Genomic DNA, 12547 nt, shown 5'->3' with positions numbered 1-12547 from the left:
TTTCGGCAGATTCTTTCCACCAATGGACGCATGCCTGAGGTTCTTCTCGTGCCTGATATGAAGCTTTTTGCTGGTAACGCCACCCCGGAACTAGCACAACGTATTGCCAACCGCCTGTACACTTCACTCGGCGACGCCGCTGTAGGTCGCTTTAGCGACGGCGAAGTCAGCGTACAAATTAATGAAAATGTACGCGGTGGTGATATTTTCATCATCCAGTCCACTTGTGCCCCTACTAACGACAACCTGATGGAATTGGTCGTTATGGTTGATGCGCTGCGCCGTGCTTCCGCAGGCCGTATCACCGCCGTTATTCCTTACTTCGGCTATGCACGTCAGGATCGTCGCGTACGTTCCGCTCGTGTACCGATTACTGCTAAAGTCGTCGCTGATTTCCTGTCCAGCGTTGGCGTTGACCGCGTCCTCACCGTTGACCTGCATGCTGAACAGATCCAGGGCTTCTTTGACGTACCGGTTGATAACGTATTCGGTAGCCCGATCCTGTTAGAAGACATGCTGCAACTGAATCTGGACAACCCGATTGTGGTTTCTCCGGACATCGGTGGCGTCGTGCGTGCCCGCGCTATCGCTAAACTGCTGAACGATACCGACATGGCTATCATCGACAAACGACGCCCGCGCGCGAACGTTTCTCAGGTGATGCACATTATTGGTGACGTTGCAGGTCGTGACTGCGTGCTGGTTGATGATATGATCGATACCGGCGGTACGCTGTGTAAAGCAGCAGAAGCACTGAAAGAACGTGGTGCAAAACGCGTATTTGCTTACGCTACCCACCCGATCTTCTCAGGTAATGCGGCAAACAACCTGCGCAATTCAGTGATTGATGAAGTCGTTGTCTGTGACACTATTCCACTGACTGACGAAATCAAAGCACTGCCAAACGTGCGTACATTGACCCTGTCGGGTATGCTGGCCGAAGCGATTCGTCGTATCAGCAACGAAGAATCCATCTCTGCTATGTTCGAGCATTAATCGAGCCCGGCTCAAAAACCCGCTGCGGCGGGTTTTTTTATCTGCAACATCTATTTGTATGACTTATGCCTCCTTCACCTGCCATTTAGTTGACAGATGATGCGCTCATGGATGAAACATTATTGTGAACAGATTATTTTCCTCACATGTGATGCCTTTCCGCGCCCTCATCGACGCTTGTTGGAAAGAAAAATATACCGCTTCTCGCTTCACCCGCGACCTGATCGCCGGGATAACCGTTGGGATCATTGCCATTCCGCTGGCGATGGCCCTAGCAATAGGCAGTGGCGTGGCGCCGCAGTACGGCTTGTATACCTCAGCCGTGGCTGGGATTGTTATCGCCCTTACCGGGGGGTCACGTTTTAGCGTATCTGGACCAACTGCCGCCTTCGTGGTGATTCTGTATCCGGTGTCGCAACAGTTTGGGTTGGCAGGCCTGCTGGTCGCAACGCTAATGTCCGGGATATTCCTGATCCTTTTCGGCCTCGCCCGTTTTGGTCGCCTGATCGAATATATCCCGGTATCCGTTACGTTAGGTTTTACATCGGGTATTGGTATCACCATCGGTACCATGCAGATTAAAGATTTTCTCGGTCTGCAAATGGCCCATGTCCCGGAGCACTACCTGCAAAAGGTCGGCGCGCTGTTTATGGCCCTGCCAACCCTCAACGTTGGCGATGCCGCAATTGGCGTGGTGACGCTGGGGATCCTGATTTTCTGGCCGCGTCTGGGGATCCGACTGCCGGGCCACCTTCCTGCGCTGCTGGCAGGCTGTGCGGTAATGGGGATTGTGAACCTGACCGGTGGCCATGTCGCCACCATCGGTTCTCAGTTCCACTACATTCTGGCTGATGGCTCGCAGGGTAACGGTATCCCGCAGTTGCTGCCGCAACTGGTATTACCGTGGGACATGCCGGAGTCAAACTTTACTCTGAGCTGGAGTTCATTACAGGCGCTGTTACCGGCCGCCTTCTCAATGGCGATGCTCGGGGCGATTGAATCTCTACTGTGCGCCGTCGTGCTCGATGGGATGACCGGCACCAAGCATAAAGCCAACAGTGAGCTGATTGGCCAGGGCCTGGGTAACATCGTGGCACCGTTCTTCGGTGGTATCACCGCCACGGCGGCAATTGCCCGTTCTGCGGCAAACGTCCGCGCCGGGGCGACCTCACCAATTTCAGCGGTCATCCACGCGATTCTGGTGATCCTCGCCCTGCTGGTGCTTGCGCCGCTGCTTTCCTGGTTACCGCTTTCCGCCATGGCCGCCCTGCTGCTGATGGTGGCATGGAACATGAGTGAAGCGCATAAAGTGGTGGATCTGCTGCGTCATGCGCCAAAAGACGACATCATCGTCATGCTTATGTGTATGTCGCTGACGGTGCTATTCGACATGGTGATCGCCATCAGCGTCGGTATCGTTCTCGCCTCCCTGCTGTTTATGCGTCGTATCGCGCGCATGACGCGTCTGGCGCCGGTCAACGTAGATGTACCTGACGATGTGCTGGTGCTGCGCGTTATTGGCCCACTTTTCTTTGCCGCTGCGGAGGGATTATTTACCGATCTAGAATCGCGTATTGCAGGTAAACGTATTGTGGTCTTAAAGTGGGACGCGGTCCCGGTACTGGATGCCGGTGGTCTGGACGCTTTCCAGCGTTTTGTAAAACGCCTCCCGGAAGGGTGTGAACTGCGGATCAGTAATCTGGAATTCCAGCCGTTACGTACCATGGCGCGCGCGGGCATTCAGCCGATTGCCGGACGCCTGACGTTCTTCCCGAATAAAGACGCCGCGCTGGCAGATATCAGCTGACGTGTAGCCCAGCCAGGCGAAGCGCCGCCAGACTACAAATGACAGGCAAAAAAATGGCTCCCGTGTGTGGGAGCCATTTTTATAATCAGCTTATTGCTTACGCGTTCAGCAGTCGCTCAGCTGTCGCTTTCACGCTTGCCAGCAGGACTTTGACATCCTCCAGACACACCGTTGGGTTCAGCAGCGTCAGCTTCAGGCAGGTTACGCCATCTGCTTCGGTCACGCCAACGTTGGCGCTACCAGAAGCCAGCAGAACGTCGCCAATACGCTGGTTCAACAGCGCAACGAACGCCATGTCGTCACTGTGCGGACGGAAACGGAACAGCACGCTTGCCAGTTGCGGCTCCATCACCAGTTCCAGGTGTGGCTGAGTTTTCACAAACGCAGCCACATCACGCGCCAGCGTTACGCCGTTATCAATGATTTCGGCATACTGCTTTTTGCCCAGTGCTTCGAGCCCCATCCACAGCTTCAGCGCGTCAAAACGGCGCGTGGTCTGCAGCGATTTCGACACCAGATTCGGTACGCCCGCCTCTTCATCGAAATCAGAGTTCAGATACGCCGCCTGGTAACGCATCAGCTCGTAGTGGCGCGCGTCTTTCAGCAGGAACGCGCCGCAGCTGATGGTCTGGAAGAACTGTTTGTGGAAGTCCAGCGTCACGGAATCCGCCAGTTCAAGGCCGTTCAGGAAGTGACGATACTGCTCAGAAAGCAGTAACGCCCCGCCCCATGCTGCATCCACATGCATCCAGATCTGGTGTTCTGCCGCCAGCGCCGCAATGTCCGCTAACGGATCGATTGCGCCCGCATCGGTAGTACCAGCAGTGGCGACAATCGCCATCACCTGTTCGCCGTTGGCTTTCGCCTGGGCCAGCTTGTCTTTCAGGTCAGCCAGATCCATGCGTGAGAACGCATCGGTCTTCACCTGGGTGACGGAACGGTAACCCAGCCCCATCAGCGCCATGTTCTTCTGCACAGAGAAGTGCGCGCTTTCAGAGCAAAATACTTTGATTTTGCTCAGGTCGCCGGTCAGACCATTCTGCTGAATGGAATGCCCCTGGCGGGCAAAAAAGGCGTCGCGCGCCAGCATCAGGCCCATCAGGTTGCTCTGGGTGCCACCGCTGGTGAACACGCCCGCGTCGCCTGCCGCATAGCCCACCTGCTCACGCAACCATTCGATCAGTTTGATCTCAATGATGGTCGCCGACGGGCTCTGATCCCAGGAGTCCATACTCTGGTTGGTGGCGTTGATCAGCACTTCTGCCGCCTGGCTAATCACCAGGCTCGGGCAGTGCAGGTGCGCCACGCACTGCGCATGGTGAACCAACAAGCTGTCTTTCAGAAAGTATTCAACCGCACGCTCAATAGCGGCCTGGTTGCCCAGGCCCTGAGACGTAAAATTCAGGTTGATACGTTCGCGCAGTTGCTCAACGGTTTTGCCCTGATACATCTCAGGTTGCTTCAACCATTCAACGACCGCTTGCGTACTCTGCTCGATAGCGTCCTGGTAGGCAGCAATGCTTTGTGCCGAGCCGAACAGAATCGGATTTACGTCTGACATTCGATCCAACTCCGTTTAAACCGGCTTCACGCCAGCGCCCAGCAGGGCATTTTCGAATTTATCGAGGAAAATCTCCAGCTCTGCGTTGGTGATCAACAGAGACGGCAGCAGACGCAGTACGCAACCGTTACGGCCGCCACGCTCCAGAATCAGGCCGTTTTCGAAACATTTTTTCTGCAGCAGCGCGGAAAGCTCGCCATCGGCCGGGTAGCAGCCCATGTGATCCTGCGCTTCGTTCGGCTTAACGATTTCCAGACCAATCATCAGGCCCAGACCACGTACCTGGCCGATAACCGGGTAACGTTTCTGCAGGTCAGTCAGTTTGCCTTTCAGCCACTCGCCCTGGGCAGCAACTTTATCGGCAATCTTGTCGTCTTTGAGGATTTTCAGCGTTGTCAGACCGGTCGCCATCGCCAGTTGGTTGCCGCGGAAGGTGCCAGTGTGATGGCCCGGAGCCCACGCATCGAACTGCTTTTTAATGCCCAGTACCGCCAGTGGCAGACCGCCGCCAACCGCTTTGGACATCACGATGATATCCGGCTCAATACCGGCGTGTTCGAAGGCGAACAGTTTACCCGTGCGCGCGAAGCCTGCCTGAACTTCATCGATAATCAGCAGAATGCCGTGTTCCTGGGTCACTTTACGAATACGCTGCAGCCACTCGATCGGAGCCGGGTTTACCCCGCCCTCGCCCTGCACCGCTTCGAGGATCACGGCAGCCGGTTTACGCACGCCGCTCTCGACGTCGTTGATCAGGGTTTCGAAGTAGTAGGTCAATGCTTTGACGCCAGCGTCGCCGCCGATACCCAGCGGGCAACGGTACTGATGCGGATACGGCATAAACTGCACTTCCGCCATCATGTTGCTGACGGCTTCTTTCGGCGACAGGTTGCCGGTCACGGACAGCGCGCCGTGGGTCATCCCGTGGTAGCCACCGGAGAAGCTGATGATGCTGGAACGGCCGGTAACTTTCTTCGCCAGCTTCAGCGCCGCTTCAACGGCATCGGCACCGGACGGCCCGGTGAACTGCAGGCAATACTCTTTGCCCTGGCCCGGTAATAAAGAAAGTAAATACGATGAGAATTCATCTTTTAACGGTGTGGTAAGGTCAAGCGTATGTAACGGTAAGCCGCTTGTGATGACACTTTGAATGCTCTGCAGCACTTCAGGATGATTATGGTGATGCTGCCAACTTACTGATTTAGTGTATGATGGTGTTTTTGAGGTGCTCCAGTGGCTTCTGTTTCTATCAGCTGTCCCTCCTGTTCAGCTACTGACGGGGTGGTGCGTAACGGCAAAAGCACTGCCGGACATCAGCGCTATCTCTGCTCTCACTGCCGTAAAACATGGCAACTGCAGTTCACTTACACCGCTTCTCAACCCGGTACGCACCAGAAAATCATTGATATGGCCATGAATGGCGTTGGATGCCGGGCAACCGCCCGCATTATGGGCGTTGGCCTCAACACGATTTTACGTCACTTAAAAAACTCAGGCCGCAGTCGGTAACCTCGCGCATACAGCCGGGCAGTGACGTCATCGTCTGCGCGGAAATGGACGAACAGTGGGGCTACGTCGGTGCTAAATCACGTCAGCGCTGGCTGTTTTACGCGTATGACAGGATACGGAGGACGGTTGTGGCGCACGTCTTCGGTGAACGCACTCTGGCCACACTGGAGCGTCTTCTGAGCCTGCTGTCGGCCTTTGAGGTCGTGGTATGGATGACGGATGGCTGGCCGCTGTATGAATCCCGCCTGAAGGGAAAGCTGCACGTAATCAGCAAGCGTTACACTCAGCGCATTGAGCGACATAACCTGAATCTGAGACAACATCTGGCAAGGCTGGGACGGAAGTCACTGTCGTTCTCAAAATCGGTGGAGCTGCATGACAAGGTCATCGGGCATTATCTGAACATAAAACACTATCAGTAAGTTGGAGTCATTACCAGCAATCTGCACGTTATTCAGATCCGAGAACGGGAAGTGGGTATTCCCTTTGATTCCTTCCTCAGGCAGATGCGTCACAGTGACATCCCCGCCATGCTTGTTCACCACGTCACGCCACTCGCGAGCCATTGCCAGACGTACGCGCCAGCTGTCCTGCGCGGGCATGGCGACAGGTTTATCAGGGATGTTATCGCCGTAAATAATCAGAATCGGAATTTTAGTCAGTGCCATAAACTGCTCCATCGGCACCGGTTCACCCTTCAGCGTGTCGAACGCGCTTGGCATTGGGGCAGGGAGCTCTTTCTCCGGGAAGACAAAGCTGCTACCAGGCTCGAAGGCGACGATGGCTTTGACCTTGTCATTTTTCATCGCCGTGTACCAGCCTGGTCCGCCACCCTGGGAGTGGGTGAAAAGGATAGCCGGGCCAGATTTATCCACGACGGCGGACATCGCATCAGAGATAACATTGATATCAAACGGCCCGGTATTCGGGGTCATCTGACGGAAATACTGATTCAGGGCTTCTTTGTCGTGAGAAAACTGAACGCCCTTAAAATACTCCGGCCACACGCCAACGCGGAACTGGTTAAACCACATCTGTTCATCCGGTTTAGGCGTAACAGTACCTTCTACCGTCGTGCGCCCGGCGCTGCCCCGGCGGGGCTGATCGACAAGATAAGTTGAGAATCCACGACGCAGGAATATGTTCTGGAACCCTTCGCGACCATCCGGCGTGGTTTCCCAGGTGCGGGAGAACTGACCTGCGCCGTGCAGCATGACGATAGGGTATTTATGCGGATTTTCCGGAATTTGGTAGAACACAGACGCATGATCGCCATGCCAGGTTTGACCCGCAGAGTCCAGCGGCGTTTTCGCGTCAAATTTCCCTGGTGCGGTGATGATTGTGCCACCAGCAGAAAAGCTTCCCTGTTCCTGAATGACCAGCGGCTCGGCGTATACCGACTGAGCCACCATGCCACCCGCCATCGCGCAGATGGCCAGCGTTTTTAAGACAGTTTTCAAGATTACATCCTCTGTTATGTTTGCCGTTCAATCATATCTGAGTTGTCAGCGTGAATTATTTAGCACCTTTGATTGCCCTTATTTGGCAGACTCATGAATGCGGAGGATTAGCACCGTATCGTCTCAAACCAACGCCTAACTGTTTGCTAACGCCCGTTGCAGCGCCTGTTCCGCCCGCGTAGCCGCATCTTCTTCGCCATTTTCACGAAGAACTTGTGCCAGTTGGTGCAGTTGCGCTGCCGTCAGGCCGACTCGCATGCTGGCTCGCGTATGCGATAACAGCTGAGCTTCAACGCCCGGCGTGGCGGCTAATGCGCCAACCGTTGCCAGCTCGCGGCTTTGCCAGTCGAGGTTATCGCGGGCGAAAATGTCGCCGAACAGATGCGTTTGTAGGAATTGATTAATGACCGGGGCAAAATCAAACAGAGGTCCCTGGACGGGGGCGCCGGAGATTTTAGTCTGGTTTGCGGTACCGACGCGGCGAAGCTCATCTCCGACAGGGATGGCTGCGACCGGCTCTTTACCTTCAACGTCTTCAACGCCACGTTGTTTACGTGCTTCGACGACTTTCATCAGTTCATTCAGCGCGTTCAGGCTACGGGGAAATCCCGTATAGGCATAGAGCTGGACGAGAATCTCTTTGGTCTCGTTTATCTTGAGTCCTGCATCAAGCCCCTGATTCAGTGCCGCATTCAGCTTATCCATCTGACTGCTGGCCATTGATGCCGCAATCAACGGGATGGCTTGCTGGCGAGCTGACAGCGTATCTGAAACCGTTTGTTCGTGGTTCATTTCTGAGGCTCCTTTATTGACGGGCGCAGCATGTGCCGTGAGACCCAAACCAAAGGTCAGCAGTACCGCTGCCGTTAATGCCTTAATGGGCGTGGTATTGTTCATCTGTCACTTTCTCCATCCAGTTAACGCTTTTGCCATCCACAATCCCGGTTATCGCCAGGTGTGTCATTGCGCTGCCGGGTGCCGCCCCGTGCCAGTGTTTGACGCCCGCCGGGCAAGAGACAACGTCGCCAGCGCGGATGACCTGCACCGGCTGGCCTTCTTGTTGGGTAAGCCCAACTCCCGAGGTCACAATCAGCCGCTGGCCTGCCGGATGCGTATGCCAGGCGGAACGAGCACCTGGCTCAAAGGTGACATAAGCCCCGGAAACGCTAATTTCGTTATCTGGTTTGAAGAGAGGATCAACCCGGACGCGACCGGTAAAGTTCTCTGCTGCCCCGTACACCGCATTCTGGCTTCCGGCGGTGGCGATATGGACAGCGGGATTTTGCTCCGCCGCCCAGGATGAAAACGTAAAGAGGGGCAGTAACAGCCCGAGGTAACGTAAATGTCTGATCATGCAAAGCGTCCTTATCTACAATGATGGAGAGGGTCTGCAATGATTCTAATCAGGGGGAGATGTCGTCAGACTGACGCCAGCCTGACAATTCTGTCAGTTAACCCTTATTATGGTGACGCTGCTTTGTCTTTTCTAAAAATAAGGCCCCAAAGCGAAAACCGTGTCATTAATGAAAATAAAACAATAATGGCCAGGTAGCGTAGATAAAAAAGTAGGGCAGATTCATCGTAATCGAAAAAGGAGAAATCGACCTTTATCAACAAATAATCGAGATAGTCCTGGTTCAGTAATTCGTACAATCCCAGTAGTGCGATTAGCGAAAAAACTCCCGGCATCATGACATTTGCAAAGAATGAATTGCTGGAGATGTTCAGGACCCGGCAGAAAAAGGTTGCCAGCATTTTCCAGTGCAACCCGATATGCAGCGCCAGAATGAGCATTCCCCAGTGGACCGACGTCATGTGTACTTTCCTGACCCAGCTCGCCGGGTTGTGGAACGCCTGGTCCAGAAGGATATGTCGGGACAGCATCATGCCAGAGACAATCGCGGTCAGAATGACAACGAATGTCACTGCATTAATGATTCTGTTAACTACCAGCATGGTTAACGGAATATTGGGCGACAGTGACCACAAGCGATGCCGGTTAAGATATAAATGCAGCATGATGAGCAGCGTAAAAATAATACCCGCCCATTCATGCACGATTTCACCGTGAAGGTGAAATCCCATCAATACCAACAGAAGTAACGTCATCAGCGCATCCTGCATGACCTGGAAAATATAAATTTTCTTCATGTCGAGGGATTAACGCTGTGGCTGGACTTGTTTTACCCATTGCTCAACCTGCGCGGGTACGTCAGGAGCTGAAATATCGTTGCGCGAGATCGCGAGCGCACGAGTGACTAATTTGGCCTGTGGCTGCATGCGAGCAATTTCTCGCAGGGAGTCGGCTAACCTGCTGCCACCATGGGTGGTAAAGGGAACGACCTTTTTGCCTGCAAAGTCATTTTGCTCAAAGAGGCTGTATATCACCATTGGCATGGTATACCACCAGATGGGGTAGCCGACGTAAATGGTGTCGTAATTGCTCAGGTCAGGGAGCGGCGTTTTTAGCGAGGGTCTGGCTTTCGTTTGCTGTTCCTTTTCGGCAACGCGCAAAAGTGCATCATGCTGGCGAGGGTAGGGAGTGGCGGTTTCAATGCGAAACAGGTCGCCGTGAGTCTGCTTCTGAATCAGTTGCGCAATAAACTGCGTGCTGCCGGTCTCCGGCGTATTTTTTTGTAATACGCTGGCCCCGGAAAAACCATCCACGGCACCAGGTTTCATCTCCTCTGGCTGTGAAAAGTAGATAATCAGCGTGCGGGCGTGTGCGGATGAATCCTCTGATGCGAACGCGGGCTGCCCCAGAAGCCCCATGACCATCATCGCCAGAAACCCGCTAAATACCTTTTTCATTCTCACTGTTTCATTCCTTCAATCAGCCGTGGTGAGTATCAGCAGTGATTCTGGCGCAGATAGCCTGACATCAGACTGACGACTCTCTGACAATTTTGTCAGAAGTCTTTGCGCGCGGAGATCCCGATTTTGTCTCTGAAATCAGTCTCCCGATTCGGATAGCGTCAGGCTGTTTAGCAAACGTCAGGCCAAAGGTATTGATACCGTTCTCGCTACGGGCAAAGACATCTCCCCGGTGCATAATGGCGACGGCACGGACAATCGACAGGCCCAGCCCATGATGGGTATCACTCCTGGCTCGGGAGGTGTCAACACGATAGAACCGTTCGAAAAGCCGGTGTAAGTGCTCTGGCGCTATCGGATCGCCAGGGTTAGAAACGTCTACACAAACTTGATTGCCTTTTTCGCTTAAGCGCACCGTAACCGTGCTATTGGAGGGGGAATGCCTGGCGCTATTTTCCAGCAAATTAGCCAGTGAACGGTGAAACAGCCGCCTTTCGATATGCGCCGTGACGTCGCCCTCAACCTCCAGCGAAAGCTGTTTTTCAGCAAAAGAGGGTTCAACATATTCCGCTGTTTTCAGGGTTTCTTCTCGCAGGGACACCTGCGTAAGCTGGGAAGCATGTTCACCCGCGTGCGCATGAGACAGGAACAGCATGTCGTTAACTATCGACGTCATGCGTTCAAGCTCTTCCAGATTGGAACCCAATAACTCTTCCAGTTCATCTTGTGAACGTCGGCGTGATAGCCCGAGTTGCGTCTGACCGATCAGGTTAGTCAGCGGGGTACGAAGTTCATGCGCAACATCGGCATTAAAGCTCTCGAGCTGTCGCCAGGCGATTTCCTGACGCTCTAACACACCGTTAAATGATGATGCCAGTTGCTGCAGTTCTTCGGGCAACGCGCAGGTATTCAGGCGCTGGCCATGGTCACCTGGTGCAAGGTGTTGTGCCTGCTGACTGAGCATGCCCACCGGACGCAGGCCAATCCGTGAAACAACGTATCCCAGTAAGGCGACAATCAGTACGCCCAGCGCGGCAATAATCAGCAGCGTTCGTGTGAACGCATCAAGTGTGCCCATATACGGCGTAGAGTCGATGGCAACCACATAGCGCAGCTCAGGCCTTTCACCGTTGGCAGGGATGGTTTTCACTAACAGGAACAGTGAGCATGCACCTTCCGATGCGCCGGGCACTTTATTAAATCCCTCCTGCAAAGAAGACCACTGAACGCCCACCGGTGGTATTCCCCCCATGCTAAAGCGCGGGTTATCGCTCACTATCCAGTAGCGAACGCGCTCACCTTCAGAATTGGTTAGCAGAGTAAATTTATTAGCCAACGTCGACCAGCCGTCAGCCGAGGTTCGTGCGGTGATCCACGGACTCATTAATGATTCCCGGAACAACAGTTCGTTGTGCATCTGCTTTTGCAAAGAGTCATGTAAGGAGCTTCTGAGCAGGATACCGATAATGGACACAATCAGCAGCGCGGATAAGGCAAACATCAGCGCCAGGTGAACGGAGATGGAACGTTTAGGCATGCTGAGCCTCTTCATTTATTCCGACCGGACTTCGAGGACATACCCCATGCCACGAACGGTATGTAACAGTTTGACGTCGAATGGGGCATCAACTTTGGCTCGCAGACGTTTAATGGCGACTTCAACCACATTGGCATCGCTGTCAAAATTCATGTCCCATATCTGCTCAGCAATCATCATTTTTGACAGGATCTCCCCCTGATGCCGGGCCAGAAGACTTAACAGGGAAAACTCTTTTGCGGTCAATTCCAGTCGCGTTCCGGCGCGAAATACGCGGCGGGCCAGCAGGTCGAGATGCAGATCGTGAATTTGCAGTTGGGTGATGTCTGCGCCATCCGTAGCGCGGCGACGCACCAGTGCCTGAATGCGCGCCACCAGTTCAATCAGCGAAAAGGGCTTAGGGAGATAATCATCAGCGCCAAGTCGAAGCCCTTTAACGCGCTCGTCGACCGAACCGCGGGCCGAGAGCATCAGTACCGGCGTTTGTTTGACGGCTCGCAGCCCCTCGAGTACCCGGTAGCCATCCATCCCCGGCAGCATCACATCAAGGATTATCGCGTCGTAGTCAAGCTCCAGCGCGTAATGAAGACCTTCAGCGCCATCTGCAGAGACATCTACCGTAAATCCCGATTCACTCAACGCACGGTTGAGATAGGTTGACGTTTTTTCTTCATCTTCGACTAGCAACAGGCGCATAACGGGATTTCCTCTTAACTGTTCAATCGGGCTTATTCTGCCTCTTGATTGCCAACATAAAGCTGACGCTTACCTGACAGCATTGTCAGAAACATGAAGCCATCTCAGCCTGCTTGCTGACAAAAATGTTATTTACCTGTCACGATGCTGACAGGCCTCTCTCTCTA

The 12547-nt window shown here is 54.0% G+C and carries 11 protein-coding genes and 1 pseudogene; 3 read left to right on the top strand and 9 right to left on the bottom strand.

The annotated features are described in order from the left end of the window. The first annotated feature begins 48 nt into the window (after positions 1 to 48). Both prs and dauA read left to right on the top strand, forming a co-directional pair. Positions 49 to 996 (top strand): ribose-phosphate diphosphokinase, encoded by a 948-nt coding sequence (gene prs / locus HV302_RS11275; RefSeq protein ID WP_001518537.1) that lies wholly within the window; start codon positions 49 to 51, stop codon positions 994 to 996. 151 nt (positions 997 to 1147) lie between these two features. Further along, a complete protein-coding gene (gene dauA, locus HV302_RS11270; RefSeq protein ID WP_016153297.1) occupies positions 1148 to 2803 on the top strand; it encodes a C4-dicarboxylic acid transporter DauA in 1656 nt (551 codons plus the stop codon). 97 nt (positions 2804 to 2900) lie between these two features. Here the strand turns inward: dauA and HV302_RS11265 are convergent, their stop codons facing one another. Beyond that, positions 2901 to 4364, bottom strand: coding sequence for a pyridoxal phosphate-dependent decarboxylase family protein (locus HV302_RS11265; protein ID WP_181627346.1), 1464 nt, complete (start codon positions 4362 to 4364; stop codon positions 2901 to 2903). 15 nt (positions 4365 to 4379) lie between these two features. After that, positions 4380 to 5543: pseudogene (locus HV302_RS11260) on the bottom strand (diaminobutyrate--2-oxoglutarate transaminase); the annotation flags it as partial. Positions 5544 to 5597: 54 nt separating this feature from the next. Between HV302_RS11260 and HV302_RS11255 the strand changes: the two are divergent. Further along, positions 5598 to 6295 (top strand): IS1 family transposase gene (locus tag HV302_RS11255; protein WP_223429336.1). Its coding sequence is split into 2 segments (ribosomal slippage): positions 5598 to 5847 and positions 5847 to 6295, totalling 699 coding nucleotides; the frame shifts between segments, so codons are not numbered across the junction. Here HV302_RS11255 and HV302_RS11250 read toward each other — a convergent pair. The 7 genes from HV302_RS11250 to HV302_RS11220 all read right to left on the bottom strand — a co-directional run bounded on the left by HV302_RS11250 (position 6230) and on the right by HV302_RS11220 (position 12380). Continuing rightward, complete coding sequence (locus tag HV302_RS11250; RefSeq protein ID WP_326928708.1) at positions 6230 to 7333, bottom strand: alpha/beta hydrolase; 1104 nt, start codon at positions 7331 to 7333, stop codon at positions 6230 to 6232. The two genes, HV302_RS11255 and HV302_RS11250, sit on opposite strands and share 66 nt — an antisense overlap. Positions 7334 to 7468: 135 nt before the next feature. Then, complete coding sequence (locus HV302_RS11245; protein WP_181627345.1) at positions 7469 to 8230, bottom strand: carboxymuconolactone decarboxylase family protein; 762 nt, start codon at positions 8228 to 8230, stop codon at positions 7469 to 7471. Next, positions 8208 to 8687: a (R)-mandelonitrile lyase gene (locus tag HV302_RS11240; RefSeq protein WP_016153327.1), complete on the bottom strand. Its 480-nt coding sequence runs from the start codon at positions 8685 to 8687 to the stop codon at positions 8208 to 8210. Before HV302_RS11240 ends, HV302_RS11245 begins: the two co-directional genes overlap by 23 nt. Positions 8688 to 8794: 107 nt before the next feature. Then, positions 8795 to 9442: a DUF4405 domain-containing protein gene (locus tag HV302_RS11235; protein WP_131405043.1), complete on the bottom strand. Its 648-nt coding sequence runs from the start codon at positions 9440 to 9442 to the stop codon at positions 8795 to 8797. Between the two features lie 51 nt (positions 9443 to 9493). Continuing rightward, positions 9494 to 10144, bottom strand: coding sequence for a flavodoxin (locus HV302_RS11230; protein WP_419095935.1), 651 nt, complete (start codon positions 10142 to 10144; stop codon positions 9494 to 9496). A gap of 70 nt (positions 10145 to 10214) precedes the next feature. Continuing rightward, a complete protein-coding gene (locus HV302_RS11225; RefSeq protein ID WP_181627343.1) occupies positions 10215 to 11684 on the bottom strand; it encodes a heavy metal sensor histidine kinase in 1470 nt (489 codons plus the stop codon). A gap of 15 nt (positions 11685 to 11699) precedes the next feature. Next, a complete protein-coding gene (locus HV302_RS11220; RefSeq protein WP_016153323.1) occupies positions 11700 to 12380 on the bottom strand; it encodes a heavy metal response regulator transcription factor in 681 nt (226 codons plus the stop codon). Between the last annotated feature and the right edge of the window lie 167 nt (positions 12381 to 12547).

It is taken from the genome of Citrobacter sp. RHBSTW-00859, assembly GCF_013729795.1.
In the GTDB taxonomy this organism is placed as follows: Bacteria; Pseudomonadota; Gammaproteobacteria; order Enterobacterales; family Enterobacteriaceae; genus Citrobacter; species Citrobacter braakii.
The sequence above is the reverse complement of the archived record's forward strand: the minus strand, read 5'-3'. Positions and strand labels throughout refer to the sequence as shown.